The following is a 15,100-nucleotide window of genomic DNA, read 5'->3' as shown; positions in this document are numbered from 1 at the left end:
TTAGTTTTAGACGAATTCAGCTCCTGAAAACAGGCGAGATGAGTCGACAGATGATCAGATCACCGGCAAAAAAAAGCCGCATCGCTGCGGCTTCTTCATTACACCAGATTTTTCAATGGCAATAAGGCCTCAACATCTGCTTCGTAGTTCACATGGCTGTAGCCAAAACCAAACAGCCGTAAAAACTCATTATGGTAGCCTTTGTAGTCCGTCAGGCTGTCAATAGTGTCAGTCGTCACCTGGCCCCACAATTCTTTCACAGCCCCCTGAATCTCGTCCGCCAGCTCTTTGCCGTCCATGCGCAGACGGCCAGCTTCGTCGAGCTGACGCTGACTGTTATACAGGCACTGCGTGAACAAACCATAAATCTGCTCGATACAACCTTCGTGGCTGCCCTGCTCTTTCATCACTCTGTACAGCAACGAAATATACAACGGCATAATTGGGATGGCAGAACTGGCCTGAGTCACCAATGCTTTCAGTGATGCTACATAAGCATGGCCTTTTAAGTTGGCTAATTTGTCGGTAATAGCGGTGGCAGCTCTGTCCAGATCCTCCTTCGCTTTCCCTATGGTTGCTTTGCCATAAATAGGCCAGGTCAGTTCTTTCCCTATGTAGGTGTAAGCCACAGTCTGACAACCATCAGCCAGCACACCAGCCGCCTGCAGTTGGTCCAGCCAACGCTCCCAGTCTTCGCCACCCATCACTTTGACGGTATTGAAAATTTCCTGCTCATTGGCCGGCTCCACTGAAACTTCTTCAATTTCACGTTTGCTGGTATTCAGATTCTTAGCCGTGTAAGACTGACCAATAGGCTTCAATACTGAGCTGTACACTTCACCAGAGACCGGGTCTTTCCTGCGTGGAGCGGCCAGGCTGTACACCACTAAATCAATTTTGCCCATCTCACGACGGATCAGATCAATAGCCTGAGATTTCAGCTCATCGGTAAAGGCATCACCGTTGATATGTTTGTTCCATAAACCAGCGGCAGAAGCGGCCTGTTCAAAAGCCACAGTGTTGTACCAACCTGCTGACGCAGTCTTACCTTCGGTTGGCTCTTTTTCAAAGAAAATGCCCAAGGTAGCAGCACCAGAACCAAAAGCGGCACTGATACGGGACGCCAGGCCATACCCCGTAGAAGCGCCAATGACCAGCACATTCTTCGGCCCCTGAGCAATAGCGCCTTGTTGTTTGACGTAATCGATTTGCTCTTTGACGTGTTCAGCGCAACCTACAGGATGAGCATTGGTGCAGATAAAGCCGCGGATCTTAGGTTGAATAACCATAACTAAACCTATTCGTGGTTGAAAATTGCCAGCTAGTTTAAGCCGTTAACCTGAAAAACAGGTCTGATCAGAGAAGATACCTGCAGCTTTACTGCAAATAAAGTACCAGGCGTCTCTTCGACCGAAAAAACCACAGGCAGAAAAAAGGCGCCCAAGGCGCCCTACTCCGTGACTGGCAGTTTATCGCGTTTGCTGCCGCCAAGGCATTTAGGTGATGCCGGTGGTTTTTCAGCGTAATACTCGTACCACTCGCTCGGTGTGTAGGTATGCAAGGCTAAAGCATGGATTTTTTCAGCCAGCTCCTCTGCGACCACAGCATTCACGGAACGGTGCCGTTGTAACAACCGCTGTCCTTCAAAAGCAGGGGTCACAATCACGACTTTAAAATGCGATTCTGCCCCTGGGCCAACACTGTGCATATGGCTTTCGTTCACCACATCCAGGAACACAGGATCAAAAGCGTGCAGCAACTTCTGTTCTATTAACGTATGAACCAACATAGCTCGTCTCCTTGATTGCTCCTCTTCTTCACTCTAGTTAAGGGCATCTGTGTTGTCAGCCCAGCATCGGTGCAAATACGGCTAAGCCTATGCTGCGGCTGAAAAAATATATTTATTTTGCAGTTTTTATCATTTTCCGAAAAGTCAGATTGATACGTCCCTGCTGTGCTTTCGCCATTTTGGCCACCCGGTGTTGCCAGTACCGCTGACACTCGCCGCCCATCAGCAGCAGTGAGCCATGCTGCAACATCAGTTTAAACTGCATCAACTGACTTTGGTGACGAAGTTCAAACCAGCGTGCTTCGCCAAGACTTAACGACGCAATCTGCGGTGCATCCCCCAGTTCAGGCTCATCATCGGCATGCCATCCCATGTGCTGCTCGCCGCTGGAATACCAGTTCAGCAACACCGCATTAAAGCCCAACCCCAGATGCTGATTCAGCCTGTTGGTCAGTTCCAGTACCAACGGATGCCAGGGTTCTGGTTCAAACAATACACCTGAATAACGGTAGCTGCAGTGCGGATCGCCCATCCAGACCTGACGCCTGGGGATGGGCACAGCCCGGCCATAAAGCCGTAATTGTGGTTGCTGCCAGTTCAGCTGGTATTGCAACTGATCAAAATACCTCTGAGCTTCGTTGGCACTGAGCCAATCTGGCCAGTAGTGCAGCGTAGCGCCGGGTAAACAGAGTTGCTGATAAGACTGACCGTTGTCGCCACCTGGGCCTTCTGTCAAAATAGCGCTCCTTTTGTTATGAATGATTCAGCATGACCATCAAATTTTCCTGTGCCGGCCTTGAACTGCAGTTGCACCGTTGGCCCCTGGAACAGAAAAACCGCAGTTTACAGGCCTGGGATGCGGCTGACGAGCTGTTGATTGAACAGGGTCTGCAGGCACTGCAGCATAAAGCCGGCAGTTCGGTGTTACTGCTCAATGACAGCTTTGGCACTTTATCCTGTGCCATTGGCGAGCATCCGCACTGCAGCATCGGGGATTCCTATATCAGCCAACAGGCCGCGTTGTTTAACAGAGCGCAAAACCAACTGTCTGCGTCCGCCTTGAACTGGCTAGACAGCCTGCAGGCCTGGCCGGATAAAGTGGATCTGGTGCTGTTGAAAATTCCCCAGCAACACAGTTACCTGCGTTTTCTGTTACAGAAACTGAGCCAGGTGATTCATCCCCATACTGTGATTCTGGCGGCAGGCAAAGCCAAAGATTTGCATCAGAATCTTCTGGATATATTCCGGCAGGAATTAGGTTCAGTGGAAGCTTCATTGCAACACAAAAAATGCCGTTACCTGCGTTGCCACTGGCATGGCCAGGTTCGTGACTTGTCACCAGCTGCCAGCTGGACTCTTGAGGAATACAACCTTAGCCTGAGCAATTACCCGGCGGTGTTTTCGCGCGAACAGCTGGATATCGGCGCCCGTTTCTTGCTGGAACACCTGCCTGTAACAGAAAATTCATTAGTGGCGGACCTGGGTTGCGGCAATGGCGTACTGGGGTTGGCATTAATGCAACAACAGCCTCAGACCCAGCTGCTGTTTTTTGACGATTCCTACCAGGCCATTGCGTCGGCGCAAGCCAGCTTGCAGGCGAACCCGGAGCTGTCAGCGGCTCAGGCGGAATTCAGGGTTGACGACTGTATGAGCCAGCAGCCGGATAAAAGTCTGGATTGGGTGATTTGCAATCCACCTTTTCATCAACAACAGGCGGTCACTGAACATATTGCCTTGCAAATGTTCAAAGATGCCAAACGTTGTCTGAAAGCAGGTGGCCGGTTGCGGGTAGTGGCCAACCGGCATTTGCCGTACTATGTCCATCTGAAACAAAGCTTTGGTCATTGCAGGCTGGTGGCTGGCAACCCGAAATTTGTCATTTTAGAAGCTATGAAGAGGAACTGATTATGCGTTATCTGCTTGTCGCTTTGTGTCTGGGCTTAACAGCCTGCAGCAACACCACCTCATCTTTTATCGTGTCACCTCAGGTGTTCTGGCATCAGAGCAATGAGTTAAAAGGCGCAGAGTTTAGCCTGCAGGTAATTGATCAACGGAATAGCGATCAGACGTTATTTTTGCGCGATGGTGCCAAAGTGAATTCCCGCCCAACCAGTAACAATCTGGCTGAAACCCTGGAGATCTCATTAACCAATGCATTTCAGGCGCAGGGGGCTCAGGTGGTATCAAGCAGCCCCACCAGCATTACAGTGCAAATTCTCCGCCTGAATGCCGATGCGGATCAACGTACCGTCGAGCATCTGGTGAAAAATGACGTCGAACTGAAACTGATCATTGAAAACAGTGCAGGTTCTTTTGACAAAGCTTATGCCGGTAAAAGCAGTTATTCAGGCCCCTTTAAACTGGATACAGCGGTCGCTGAAGGCAAACTGCGGGTACTGACAGAGCAGGTCCTGGCTGAGCTGTTAAAAGATCAGAGCTGGCACAGCTACGCCAAGGGGTAACAGAGCATGCGTCAGTTTTTGTATTTATGTGTTGCATTGTTGGGGTTCTCTGTCGCTCAGGCTGCAGAAGCCCCAAAAGGGCAGTATATGCAACCAAACAATCTGTTCCCCAAAGTACGGTTTATAACCTCGGCCGGTATGATCACCGTTGAGTTGGATCGGATCCGGGCTCCTATAGCGGTCAACAACTTTTTAAGTTATGTCAGTTTAAAAGCCTATGACAACACCATTTTTCACCGGCTGGAGCCCGATTTTGTGGTGCAGGGAGGCGGTTATAAACAAAACATGGCACAAGTTGAGGAATTTAAACCCATCTTCAATGAATCCGGCAATGGACTGAAAAATCAGTTTGGCAGCATTGCGATGGCGCGGCAGAATGACCCGCACTCCGCGACCAGCCAATTTTATTTTAACCTGAATGACAACAGCAGCCTGGACCCAGGCCGTGGTTGGGGTTACACGGTTTTTGGGCAAATTCAGGAAGGCTTTGAAGTGCTCGAAGCCATCAAAACCATGGAGACTCATACCGACCCCGTGACTGGCTGGCAGAATGTGCCTAAACAACCCATTCTGCTGAAACAGGTGGTGTTGCTGCCAGAGGCTTAAAGCCGTCTATACTTGCTTTCAGGCAATGGAGTTGGCAGGGGCCGGCTCCTCTGAGGGTCTCTGTTATGCTCAGTCGCTTTATCGATGTAAAATCCCGCCAGTTGGTGTTTTATCTCTCTCGCTTTTTACGTGGTCACCTGCCTTACCGTGAACTGCATTTATTTGTCTGGGATACTCTGGAGGAATGGTCGCAACTGAGGGTGCACGATCTGAGGCCTGAAAGTTTTAAAGAGCAGGTGTTCTGGCATCTGCTGTATCAGATTGAATACTGGTCTGAACCAGAACTTCGTCATAACAAACTGTTGCGCCGCGAATTGCAGTATTGCCTGGGGTTTTTGTATGGTCACGGCGATTTACCTCTGAGTTGTGTCGGGGTCCGCCCCTGACTTGACCTTCTGCACCGAACAGGTAAGCTAATCGGCAACGTCCTTCTGCTGGTATCTGTTTTTGTCTCTGCTGTCTTCTGCCCGTTCCGCCATCCAGCTTTATGCCCGTCGTTCGGTCCTGACTGTGTTTATTCTGGGCTTCAGTGGCGGCTTGCCTTTGATGTTGGTCTTTGGCGTTTTATCCTTCTGGTTACGCGAAGCTGGCGTATCACGTGAGCAAATAGGCTATTTCAGCTGGGTGGTGATGGCCTATGCCATTAAATTGTTCTGGTCACCTTTGGTGGACCATTGTGCCCTGCCCTTTTTAAAGAAACTCGGCAGGCGCCGAAGCTGGTTAGCCGCCTCGCAGTTGTTGATCATCCTGGCCATTGTCGCGATGGCAGGAACTGATCCACAACAACAACTGCATTTGATGGCGGCTTATGCCGTAGTGCTGGCCGTGGCTTCTGCGACGCAGGACATTGCGATTGATGCGTACCGCATTGAAAGTGCTCCGGATAAACAACAGGCCGCCTTAGCTGCATCCTATCTGGCCGGTTACCGGCTGGCGATGATCTTTTCGTCCGCCGGTACTTTATGGTTGGCCGCCTGGTTTGGTCAGCACCAGCCTCAGTACCAGCTGGTTGCCTGGCAGTCCACTTATCTGGTGATGGCGGCCTGTATGGGGCTGGCTCTGGTGAATACGCTGTTATCTCCTGAGCCTGAACAGCAGCTGCCACCTCAACATCAGACCACTCAGGCTTCAGCGTTCAACCGTCTGAAGCAGTGGCTCAATACGGCTATTTTGGGACCCTTTATCGATTTTTTCCGCCGTAACGGCTGGAATGCCCTTCTAATATTGAGCCTGATAGCCTGCTACCGCATTACCGACGTGGTGATGGGAGTGATGGCCAACGTGTTTTACGTTGATATGGGATTTAGCAAAGAAGAAGTGGCCAGTGTGTCCAAAGTCTTTGGTGTCATTATGACCTTATTGGGTGCCGCATTAGGCGGACTGCTGATCAACAGCTTTGGTATTTTGCGTATCCTATTGCTTGGGGCCGTACTCAGTGCCCTGACCAATTTACTGTTCAGCTATTTAAGCACCCAAGGACATCAGCTGAATTTGCTGATCGCGGTAATTTCGATGGATAACCTGAGTGCAGGCATTGCCACCAGTGCCTTTATTGCCTACCTCTCTTCGTTGGTGAATTTGCAATACACAGCCACCCAGTACGCGTTGTTCAGCTCACTGATGTTGTTACTGCCCAAATTCCTTGGTGGTTTTTCTGGCGGCTGGGTCGAAGTGCTGGATTACGACCGCTTCTTTATCATGACAGCGTTCATGGGCTTACCCGCCATTCTGCTTTGTTTTTGGCTGATAAAAAAAACGCCGCAATAAGCGGCATTTTTTCAGCTGAAAGAAGACAAGCTTCAGGCGTCTGCCAGCACTTGCCGTAAACCTTCCATAGGATCAATTTCCAATGCGTGGCAATAGCGCACGTATTCAATCACGTCCAGGCGACGCTCCTGATTTTCAACCTTGCCAATAAAAGAGTGGGGAGTTCCAAGAATTTCCGACAGGCTGCGCATCGTATGTCCTTTCTCCTGGCGCTGCCTTTTTAACCATACACAAAGCTTTTTGTTCTCGTCAGAGATTACACTTTTCGTGCCTTTCATTTAATTGTTCTCCTGGCGCATAAACACGCCCTTTTTACTACTTAAACTTCCTGCCAAATAAAAATCCAAAAGCTTATGGGATGTCCCAATAAGCAAAAAAATAAAGCTCTTTCATTAAATCATAGCTTCAGGAGAGCGTACAGCTCAGTGCAGAAAAAACACGGCATTTGTCGCTGATTTTTGTTGATTAAACGATGAAAAACTTGTGCTGTCAGGGGAACAAAGCAAAGAAAAAGATTAAGGAACTAGCTGGATGTGCGCAGCACGTCATGAGCTGACATGCTGCCTCAAGTGATCAGACTGAAAAGCTGGAACCACAACCGCAAGTGGTGGTCGCATTGGGGTTTTGCACAATAAAGCGGCTGCCGGAAAGACCTTCGGTGTAATCGACCGTCCCCCCCATCAGGTACTGCAGACTCATCGGGTCCACCACCATCACCACACCATTTTTCTCAACCACCAGATCGCCGTCATTGACCTTCTCGTCAAAAGTGAAACCATATTGGAAACCTGAACAGCCGCCACCTGTGATATAAACCCGCAGTTTTAACTCCGGATTTTCCTCTTCTGTGACCAACGCCAACACTTTATTGGCGGCAGCATCTGTAAACTGAATAGGAACCTGTAATTCAGACATAAAACCTCCGGTCAAACTGGGCGCGGATTATCCAATACCTGACTAATTTATTCAAGTATTTCGCCAGACTGGCCATTTGGCCAAAAGAAGCTCTTTTCTATACGGCTGCTGCGATTGCCTGCCACTTTCAACTGAACTTCTATTTTTTCAGCAGCAAAGCCTTCGGGCAGGCTGAACTCGCCTTCAATAATCTGAAAGTATTTAAAACTAAAGGCTTTATCACTTTTGCTGAAACCCGCGAGCTTCAACAAGTCCTGGCTGGCTTTTTGGTCCTGCTGCCAGCCGCTGAGCGTCAGCTCCAGCGTGCCTTTGGCGAATTTGCGTTGCTGGTCCTGTTGGATCAGCACCAGATTAAAGCGATAGTTTCCAGGGGCCGCACCTTTACTGATACTGAAACTGTCAATCAACACCCCTGATGCCTGAGGTTCTGACGACATAATGCGTTGGTAAAACGCCAGTTCTTTGCGGGTGTCGAACAACTTTTGCTGCAGGGCCTTCAGATCTTTCTGCAGCAGTTGTGAGGCACTTTTTTCCACTGCCAGTTCAGCCGTCAGGTAATCATTTTGTTTCAGCCGCTCATTCAGTTCAGCCGTCACTTTATTGCTGCGTTGCTGGCTCTCTTCCAGCCGGGACGACAACAGATTCACCTGCTCCAGATAATAATAATTACCAAAGATCTGGCCCGCCCACCAGGCCAGCCCAAGTAAGCCCAAAGTCAACAGCAACTGACGCCAACGGCTGCGTAACCAAAATAACAACTGCACTTGATTCATCAAACTACTCAATAAGTTATGTTACACTTGCCACAGGTTCGAACAGCCGATCATAGCATGTTATTACCCCGAGACTGGCAAGCAAAATTACGCCTCAGACTGGCATTTCCTCTGACCTCAGTGCAATTGTGTCTGTTGGCTGTGGTTGCCGGTGCGGCCGCTGCATTGCTGATCCTGTTGTTCCGTCTGACCATTATTGGTATCCAAAGTTTCTATCTGGACAGAACGGATGATTTTTCCGGCATTGCTGCGGAGTACCGCTGGATCCTGCCCTTTGTCGCAGCGCTGCTGATCAGCCTGATGGTGATGCTGATTGGTCTGGCTCATTACCGGCTCGGCATTGCCTATGTGATCCACCGAGTAAAAACCCGCTACGGTGTGCTGCCTTTTCGAAATACCTGTTATCAGTTTTTTGGCGGCATCATTGCTTTATCCAGCGGATTTTCGGTCGGACGCGAAGGCCCTTCTGTGCATCTGGGTGCTTATGCCGCCGGTCAGCTTGGACACTATCTGCAACTGCCTTACAACAGTATCCGTATTCTGGCTGGCTGTGGTATTGCCGCCGCCATTTCGGCGTCGTTCAACACCCCTCTGGCGGCAGTCATTTTTGTCATGGAAGTGGTGCTGCGTGAGTACCGCATTCATGTATTTATCCCTGTGATGTTGTCAGCCGTGGTTGGGGCACTGCTCAGCCGCGGCGTCTTTGGCATGGGAAACGATTTGGCCGCGCTGCAAATTATCAGCATCAGCGGCTGGCACCTGCCCTATCTGGTGCTCTGTGGTATCGGGATTGGCGCTGCTGCTTATGGCTTTAACCAGAGTATTTATTGGTTGCTAAAACTCAGCAGAGGCTGGCACCTGGCAGTGAAACTGCTGGTGGCTGCAGCATTGACTGCAGCAGTCGGTCATCTGATCCCACAAGCGCTGGGAGCTGAAACAGGCGCTATTTTCTATTCTGTGACCGCCTCCGACCAGTTCTGGTTACTGTTGGGGATCCTGCTGGCAAAGTTTTTACTGACAGTGGTTGCTGTCGGCCTGGCCGTGCCAGGAGGCGCTGTGGGTCCGGTATTTGGTATTGGTGTGCTGATGGGCACCATTTTGTCGATGCTGCCGTCCTGGCTGGCGGATGCGCCTGAATTTTCCGGCACTTACGGTGCTTTGGGTATGGCCGGTTTTATGGCCGCCACTTTGCATGCCCCACTGGCTGCTTTGGTGGCTGTGATGGAGCTGTCATACAACCCCGACGTCATAGTGCCTGCCATGCTGGTGATTATTTGTGCTTATGTCACCACAGTGCAGTTGTTTAAAAACAAATCCATTTTTGTGTTGCAGCTGGAGCTGCAGCAATTGCCTTACAAGCTGGCGCCTGCTGACGACGTGCTGCAGAAAGTAGGGGTGCTGGCCATGCTGGATAAAAACTACCTGTTGCTGCACAACGCCAGCGACCAGGATATTCAGGCCGTGCTGGACCAGAAAGAACCGCAGCAGCTGTTACTGGTGCAAAGCCAGCAAGGTCTGGACTGGCTGGATTACGACCTGACTACCGCGATGACAGAGCAAACTGTGCTGAAACGAGACACAGTACAGAAGCTGGATCATCAGGCCACCATGGCCGACGTGCATGCGGTACTGGATGAACAAAAAGGTGGCCTGGTCGCTATTTACGACCCGGCTCAGGCTGAATCCCTGCTGGGTATTATCCGCTGGGATCAGGTGCGTGTTTTATTGACCAAAGAGAACAATCTGATATGACTTTGTTATGGCTGAAAGCTTTTCACATTATTTTTATGGTGTGCTGGTTTGCCGGTCTCTTTTACCTGCCGCGGCTTTTTGTTTATCACGCCCAAAGTCAGAGCGCCGATGTCGATGCCCAGCTGAACATTATGGAGCGGCGCCTGCTGTATTTCGTCACGCCTTTTGCCGTGCTAACCGCTGTTTTTGGTCTGGCTCTTATTTATCTGTATGGCAACACCTGGTTTGCCGCCAGCCATTGGTTGCATCTCAAACTGGTGCTGGTCAGCCTGCTGTATCTGTACCATGGTTATTGCTTTAAGTTACTGGCCGACTTCCGTCACAGCCGCAACAAACGCAGCGCCAGGTTTTACCGCATTTTTAATGAGCTACCGGTACTGATCCTGTTTGCCGTAGTGATTCTGGCGGTGATTAAACCCTGACATAACAACCTCTGCAGCACAGCAGACAATCGTTTTGTGTCAGCTTTTTTGCTATGATCACGGCCGATTTTTTGCCGTTCCGGCACAGCACAACCTCAGCAGAAGAGCAACTGATATGAGCTTCAAAGGCGAACACATTCTCTCCGTTAAACAGTTTGACCGTGACAAAATTCAACAGGTGTTTGACATTGCCCGTAGCATGGAACCTTATGCAAGACGGCAGAAACGCACCAAAGTGCTGGATGGAGCCATTTTAGGTAACCTGTTTTTTGAACCCAGCACCAGAACCCGTGTCAGTTTTGGTTGTGCTTTTAACCTGCTTGGCGGCGAGGTGCGCGAAACCACCGGCATGCAGTCGTCAGCGCTGTCCAAAGGCGAATCCTTGTTTGACACCGCCAGGGTGATCAGCAGCTACAGCGATGTGATTGCGATGCGCCACCCACAGGCCGGCTCAGTCGCCGAGTTTGCGGAAGGCAGCCGGGTGCCTGTGCTGAATGGCGGCGATGGTGCCAACGAACACCCGACTCAGGCACTGCTGGATTTATTCACCATCGAAAAAGAGCTGGCCGCCAGCCAGCAGCAGATGGACGGTATGCATATTGCCATGATTGGCGACTTAAAATTTGGCCGTACCGTGCACTCGCTGTCAAAACTGCTGGCACTGTATAAAAACATTCAGTTCACCCTGATTGCTCCCAATGAGCTGGCGATGCCGGATGAAATTGTCAGTCTGATTGAAAATGCCGGTCATCAAGTCCGGATCACCGATGTACTGGAAGGCAACCTGAACGCCGATATTGTCTACCAGACCCGCATTCAGGAAGAGCGTTTCCCGTCGCAGGAAGAAGCCAACAAATACCGCGGTAAATTCCGGCTGAATCAGGAAATTTATACCCGCCACTGCAAATCCAACACTGTGATTATGCATCCGCTGCCTCGGGATTCCCGGCTGGAAGCCAATGAGCTGGATAACGACTTAAACCTGAATCCGAACCTGGCGATCTTCCGTCAGGCCGATAACGGCGTCCTGGTACGGATGGCACTGTTTGCATTGACCTTAGGGGTAGAACAACTGGTCAGCAAATACGAGTGTGAAGTGCCTTGGTACAGCAATAAAGGCCAAAGCTAAGCAAGGCTGTTTTTAAGGAAATTTTATGTCCCGTTCCGAACAATTATTTCAACAGGCACAACACACCATTCCTGGCGGTGTGAATTCGCCAGTGCGCGCTTTTAAAAGCGTCGGTGGCACACCGGTTTTTATTGACCGGGCCGATGGTGCCTACCTGTTTGATGTCGATGGCAATAAATACATTGATTACATAGGCTCCTGGGGCCCGATGTTGCTGGGCCACAACCACCCGGCTATTCGCGAAGCTGTGATGAAAGCCGCCGAAAAGGGCCTGAGTTTTGGCGCCCCTTGTCCCGCCGAAATTACGATGGCCGAAACTGTGTCTGAGCTGGTACCCAGCATGGAAATGGTACGAATGGTCAGCTCAGGCACTGAAGCCACCATGAGCGCGATTCGCCTGGCCCGGGGCTTTACCGGCCGCAACAGCATTCTGAAGTTTGAAGGCTGCTACCATGGCCATGCCGACTCATTACTGGTGAAAGCTGGCTCAGGGGCTTTAACTTTAGGTGTCCCCAACAGCCCGGGCGTACCGGCCGATTTCGCTAAATACACCTTAACGGCAGAGTTTAACAATATCATCCAGCTGGAGCAGATGTTTGCTGAACATGGCGCCGATTTGGCCTGTGTGATTGTGGAACCTGTTGCCGGCAATATGAACTGTATCGCACCGGTGCCAGGCTTTTTGGAAGCCTTACGCCGCTTGTGTGACCAGCATGGCACTGTGCTGATTTTTGACGAAGTGATGACAGGCTTCCGGGTAGCCTTGGGTGGTGCTCAGGCCTACTACGGTATCAAACCTGACCTGACCACTTTGGGTAAAATTATCGGTGGCGGTATGCCGGTTGGGGCTTTTGGTGGCCGCCGCGACATTATGCAGCACATAGCCCCTTTGGGTGGTGTGTATCAGGCAGGTACGTTATCCGGTAACCCTATCGCGATGGCGGCAGGTCTGGCCGCCTTAACCGAGATCCGTAAAGCAGGTGTCTATGAAACCCTCGCCGCGAAAACCACTCAGCTGATCAGTGGTGTTAAACAAGCCGCAGATAAGGCAGGCGTTCCACTGGCCACTGCACAGGTAGGAGGCATGTTTGGCCTGTTCTTTACCGCAGAGACTCAGGTGACCAATTACCATCAGGCCACCCGTTGTGACATTGAGGCCTTTAAACGCTTTTTTCACCTGATGCTGAAACAGGGCGTGTATCTGGCCCCTTCGGCTTATGAGGCAGGTTTCCTGTCTCTGGCCCACAGTGATGCGGACCTCGCTCAAACTATTTTCGCCGCAGAACAAAGCTTTAAAGCACTTTAACTGTTACTGCTCAGGATGCAGCCAGACCACATCCATGTCCGTGGTTCTGGCCTGCTCCACAAATAACTCCCCTTGTGACAGATACAACGCCTGCACTGGCTGCGGCAGTTGCCATTGGGTTATATTTTTGCTGTGCCAGTCATAGCGGTTCAGTACCCGATTCAGGTTGGAGACCCAGAATAGTGCCTGTGGATCACTGACCATATGGGCGCTGTCGATGCTGCGCCAGTCCAGTTGAAGGCCCAGATCCCTTAATTTGCCGTGTTCCAGCAGCTGTAACTGATGGTGTGTATCAAATTGCACCAGCAGTTGCTGCTCTGGTCCGCACAGTACCTGAACTGCATGTTCCAGCAGCTTTTTTGGCTGACGCTGATGCCACTCAAACAAAGACCAGCCCACGCTGTCACGCTCAGTCCAATAGAGTCTGTCGTTGCAGATTTCAAAGTGTTCTGCACCTGCACGGGCTTCAAACAAGGGAAGTAGCTGCCCCGTATTGTCATCCCAGCGCCAAAGACGCTGCTCCATCACCAGCCAGAGTTGTTGTTGCCACCATAACAGCTGTTCTACCCGTACCTTCTGCACAAACTGGGTCAGTTGCCTGAGTTTGCCTTGATCCAGCAACCAGAGCTGCGGCAAACCAGAACGCTCCGACATAAAATAATACTGACCAGGGCGGCGCAGCATCAGAGTCTCGCTTCGGTTACTGGGGGAAAAACTGCGTAATTCAGGGACGTCCCCGTCAGCCCATTGCAGCTGAAACAAATCTGTGACTGCGTCTTTAGGGCTGACAGCCAGCAGCGAATCTCCCACCCGGCTGACATCTGCCAGATTGGTGGTCAGCTCGCCAAAAACACGTTCATTGCCTGTACGTAAGGACAAAGCGGCAAAACGCTCAGGCCCATGGTTGATCAACAGCTCCTGTTCATCCCACCAGGCCAGTTGATCAGCGCGGAAGTTAAATAATTTCAGCTCCCGCCAGATCAGCGAATCCAGATCCAGTTCAATCAGCATGGACTGACTGAACCCAAGCTGCACCAACATATAGGCTTTATTCAGACGGTACAGCAGATGACTGACCTCACGCCAGTCGGCCGGGAAATTCAATAACAACTGCTGACGCTGATTTTTCCAGTGCCAGAGCTGCATCTGCCCCGACTCTTGGTCTTTATCCAGCCACAACAATCCATCCGCCAGCCGGACCTGACCTTTTTCGACGAAAAAGTGGCAGGAAAACAAGGTACTTGCCGGTTGAAATTCTGGTTGAACCTGTTGCCGCCAGAATACACATTTGTCGTCCTGTACTGCACGGAAAATAATCTCTTCAGCATTCAGCCAACTGGCTTCAGATAACTGCTGATAGGCCGCATTGTCATGCCGCACCTGCATCGAATTCAGTTGCTGTGCGGCCCAGCGCCATTCCTTGCCATCGCCTGGCCCCTTGTGCTGATACAACAACATCGATTTCAGGTTATCCAACAATGGCATACGTTCAATGCCATCCTGCGCACTGAGCGGCGTCATCTGCAGGTAACGTGGCAGGCTGGCTTTTTGGTTCATCTGATTAAACAAAAACACAAAAGCAAAGCTAAAAAGCAACAGCACTACGCAGCTGACCCAGATATGGCGCGCCTTTTTCAGCCTTAATTTACGCTGCCATTGCCAATGCAGCACTGCTGACCCGTCATGGGCAACAGGCTGAGATATCAGCTGCTGCCCATCTCCAACCGGAATAGCCGGTGCAACCGGCGCCTGCTCCACTTTTACAGGAGCCATCCAGCAGTAGCCTTTTTTAGACAAGGTTGCTATGTAAGTGGGCTGAGTGCGGCTGTCCTGCAAAATCTTGCGCAGTGCGGCAATAGCGCGGGTCAAAGCTTCATCTGAACCAGCCCCATCTCCCCAGACATCAGACAGCAGGGTATCGCGGCTTAATACCAGCTCAGAATGATCAATAAAATAGTTCAGCAGTTTATGCAGACGGGGTTCCAGCGTCAGACTTTCCTGCGCCTCAAAATGCTGCAGTTTGCCCACAGAACGCAGATACCGCCATGGTCCGAAGCTCAGGTACTCTGCTGTTTCCTGCATAAAAAATAAACCCGCCTGTTGCATATGCCCAAGCGGATTATAACGAATTCAGCGGTAATGTTGAGACTCTTAAAAAATGATACAAAAAACAAGCCTC

General features: G+C 50.7%; 16 protein-coding genes. 9 read left to right on the top strand and 7 right to left on the bottom strand.

Going from position 1 to position 15,100, the window contains the following annotated elements; genetic code table 11:
* Nucleotides 1-98 precede the first annotated feature (98 nt).
* From fabV to WKJ04_RS03390, 3 genes are all read right to left on the bottom strand, one after another.
* Complete coding sequence (fabV, locus tag WKJ04_RS03400) at nucleotides 99-1,289, bottom strand: enoyl-ACP reductase FabV (protein ID WP_337879123.1); 1,191 nt, start codon at nucleotides 1,287-1,289, stop codon at nucleotides 99-101.
* Nucleotides 1,290-1,450: 161 nt separating this feature from the next.
* Entirely contained in the window at nucleotides 1,451-1,789 is a 339-nt protein-coding gene (locus tag WKJ04_RS03395) for a BolA/IbaG family iron-sulfur metabolism protein (protein ID WP_337879122.1), read from the bottom strand.
* A gap of 112 nt (nucleotides 1,790-1,901) precedes the next feature.
* Nucleotides 1,902-2,525 (bottom strand): alpha-ketoglutarate-dependent dioxygenase AlkB, encoded by a 624-nt coding sequence (locus tag WKJ04_RS03390; RefSeq protein ID WP_337879121.1) that lies wholly within the window; start codon nucleotides 2,523-2,525, stop codon nucleotides 1,902-1,904.
* 32 nt (nucleotides 2,526-2,557) lie between these two features.
* Between WKJ04_RS03390 and WKJ04_RS03385 the strand changes: the two genes are divergently transcribed.
* The 5 genes from WKJ04_RS03385 to WKJ04_RS03365 all read left to right on the top strand — a co-directional run bounded on the left by WKJ04_RS03385 (nucleotide 2,558) and on the right by WKJ04_RS03365 (nucleotide 6,624).
* On the top strand, nucleotides 2,558-3,694 hold the full coding sequence (locus WKJ04_RS03385; protein WP_337879120.1) for a methyltransferase: 1,137 nt from the start codon (nucleotides 2,558-2,560) through the stop codon (nucleotides 3,692-3,694).
* Between the two features lie 2 nt (nucleotides 3,695-3,696).
* On the top strand, nucleotides 3,697-4,251 hold the full coding sequence (locus WKJ04_RS03380) for a YajG family lipoprotein (RefSeq protein WP_337843051.1): 555 nt from the start codon (nucleotides 3,697-3,699) through the stop codon (nucleotides 4,249-4,251).
* 6 nt (nucleotides 4,252-4,257) lie between these two features.
* The gene (locus WKJ04_RS03375; RefSeq protein ID WP_337879119.1) at nucleotides 4,258-4,857 is read left to right on the top strand and encodes a peptidylprolyl isomerase; all 600 of its coding nucleotides are present in this window, start codon (nucleotides 4,258-4,260) and stop codon (nucleotides 4,855-4,857) included.
* A gap of 65 nt (nucleotides 4,858-4,922) precedes the next feature.
* Nucleotides 4,923-5,243, top strand: a complete 321-nt coding sequence (locus tag WKJ04_RS03370; RefSeq protein WP_337843049.1) for a hypothetical protein — start codon at nucleotides 4,923-4,925, stop codon at nucleotides 5,241-5,243.
* Nucleotides 5,244-5,304: 61 nt separating this feature from the next.
* Nucleotides 5,305-6,624 (top strand): MFS transporter, encoded by a 1,320-nt coding sequence (locus tag WKJ04_RS03365; protein ID WP_337879118.1) that lies wholly within the window; start codon nucleotides 5,305-5,307, stop codon nucleotides 6,622-6,624.
* Between the two features lie 32 nt (nucleotides 6,625-6,656).
* On the opposite strand, the gene WKJ04_RS03360 is transcribed toward WKJ04_RS03365, so the two are convergent.
* The 3 genes from WKJ04_RS03360 to WKJ04_RS03350 all read right to left on the bottom strand — a co-directional run bounded on the left by WKJ04_RS03360 (nucleotide 6,657) and on the right by WKJ04_RS03350 (nucleotide 8,312).
* Nucleotides 6,657-6,902, bottom strand: coding sequence for a helix-turn-helix transcriptional regulator (locus WKJ04_RS03360; RefSeq protein WP_337843047.1), 246 nt, complete (start codon nucleotides 6,900-6,902; stop codon nucleotides 6,657-6,659).
* Nucleotides 6,903-7,197: 295 nt separating this feature from the next.
* A complete protein-coding gene (gene erpA / locus WKJ04_RS03355) occupies nucleotides 7,198-7,539 on the bottom strand; it encodes an iron-sulfur cluster insertion protein ErpA (protein ID WP_337843046.1) in 342 nt (113 codons plus the stop codon).
* Between the two features lie 47 nt (nucleotides 7,540-7,586).
* Nucleotides 7,587-8,312 carry a DUF6776 family protein gene (locus WKJ04_RS03350; RefSeq protein ID WP_337879117.1) on the bottom strand — a complete coding sequence of 242 codons (726 nt, stop codon included), beginning with the start codon at nucleotides 8,310-8,312 and terminating at the stop codon, nucleotides 7,587-7,589.
* A gap of 57 nt (nucleotides 8,313-8,369) precedes the next feature.
* Here WKJ04_RS03350 and WKJ04_RS03345 point away from each other — a divergent pair, with 57 nt between their 5' ends.
* The 4 genes from WKJ04_RS03345 to hemL all read left to right on the top strand — a co-directional run bounded on the left by WKJ04_RS03345 (nucleotide 8,370) and on the right by hemL (nucleotide 12,921).
* Nucleotides 8,370-10,064 (top strand): chloride channel protein, encoded by a 1,695-nt coding sequence (locus WKJ04_RS03345; RefSeq protein ID WP_337879116.1) that lies wholly within the window; start codon nucleotides 8,370-8,372, stop codon nucleotides 10,062-10,064.
* A complete protein-coding gene (gene hemJ / locus WKJ04_RS03340) occupies nucleotides 10,061-10,486 on the top strand; it encodes a protoporphyrinogen oxidase HemJ (RefSeq protein WP_337879115.1) in 426 nt (141 codons plus the stop codon). Before WKJ04_RS03345 ends, hemJ begins: the two co-directional genes overlap by 4 nt.
* Before the next feature lie 115 nt (nucleotides 10,487-10,601).
* Nucleotides 10,602-11,615, top strand: a complete 1,014-nt coding sequence (locus WKJ04_RS03335) for an aspartate carbamoyltransferase (protein WP_337843042.1) — start codon at nucleotides 10,602-10,604, stop codon at nucleotides 11,613-11,615.
* Nucleotides 11,616-11,640: 25 nt separating this feature from the next.
* Nucleotides 11,641-12,921, top strand: a complete 1,281-nt coding sequence (gene hemL / locus WKJ04_RS03330; protein WP_337879114.1) for a glutamate-1-semialdehyde 2,1-aminomutase — start codon at nucleotides 11,641-11,643, stop codon at nucleotides 12,919-12,921.
* A 3-nt stretch (nucleotides 12,922-12,924) separates the two neighbouring features.
* Here hemL and WKJ04_RS03325 read toward each other — a convergent pair whose 3' ends face one another.
* Nucleotides 12,925-15,003, bottom strand: a complete 2,079-nt coding sequence (locus WKJ04_RS03325; protein ID WP_337879113.1) for a winged helix-turn-helix domain-containing protein — start codon at nucleotides 15,001-15,003, stop codon at nucleotides 12,925-12,927.
* Between the last annotated feature and the right edge of the window lie 97 nt (nucleotides 15,004-15,100).

The sequence above is a fragment of the Rheinheimera sp. genome, assembly GCF_037442345.1.
Classification (GTDB): domain Bacteria; phylum Pseudomonadota; class Gammaproteobacteria; order Enterobacterales; family Alteromonadaceae; genus Pararheinheimera.
This window is presented reverse-complemented; position numbering and strand designations above follow the sequence as displayed.

Excerpts from the sequence above, each read along its gene's own strand:
- fabV (WP_337879123.1), bottom strand. The coding sequence starts at position 1,289 with ATGGTTATTCAACCTAAGATCCGCGGCTTTATCTGCACCAATGCTCAT.
- WKJ04_RS03395 (WP_337879122.1), bottom strand. The coding sequence starts at position 1,789 with ATGTTGGTTCATACGTTAATAGAACAGAAGTTGCTGCACGCTTTTGAT.
- WKJ04_RS03385 (WP_337879120.1), top strand. The coding sequence starts at position 2,558 with ATGACCATCAAATTTTCCTGTGCCGGCCTTGAACTGCAGTTGCACCGT.
- WKJ04_RS03380 (WP_337843051.1), top strand. The coding sequence starts at position 3,697 with ATGCGTTATCTGCTTGTCGCTTTGTGTCTGGGCTTAACAGCCTGCAGC.
- WKJ04_RS03375 (WP_337879119.1), top strand. The coding sequence starts at position 4,258 with ATGCGTCAGTTTTTGTATTTATGTGTTGCATTGTTGGGGTTCTCTGTC.
- WKJ04_RS03370 (WP_337843049.1), top strand. The coding sequence starts at position 4,923 with ATGCTCAGTCGCTTTATCGATGTAAAATCCCGCCAGTTGGTGTTTTAT.
- WKJ04_RS03360 (WP_337843047.1), bottom strand. The coding sequence starts at position 6,902 with ATGAAAGGCACGAAAAGTGTAATCTCTGACGAGAACAAAAAGCTTTGT.
- erpA (WP_337843046.1), bottom strand. The coding sequence starts at position 7,539 with ATGTCTGAATTACAGGTTCCTATTCAGTTTACAGATGCTGCCGCCAAT.
- WKJ04_RS03350 (WP_337879117.1), bottom strand. The coding sequence starts at position 8,312 with ATGAATCAAGTGCAGTTGTTATTTTGGTTACGCAGCCGTTGGCGTCAG.
- WKJ04_RS03345 (WP_337879116.1), top strand. The coding sequence starts at position 8,370 with ATGTTATTACCCCGAGACTGGCAAGCAAAATTACGCCTCAGACTGGCA.
- hemJ (WP_337879115.1), top strand. The coding sequence starts at position 10,061 with ATGACTTTGTTATGGCTGAAAGCTTTTCACATTATTTTTATGGTGTGC.
- WKJ04_RS03335 (WP_337843042.1), top strand. The coding sequence starts at position 10,602 with ATGAGCTTCAAAGGCGAACACATTCTCTCCGTTAAACAGTTTGACCGT.
- hemL (WP_337879114.1), top strand. The coding sequence starts at position 11,641 with ATGTCCCGTTCCGAACAATTATTTCAACAGGCACAACACACCATTCCT.
- WKJ04_RS03325 (WP_337879113.1), bottom strand. The coding sequence starts at position 15,003 with ATGCAGGAAACAGCAGAGTACCTGAGCTTCGGACCATGGCGGTATCTG.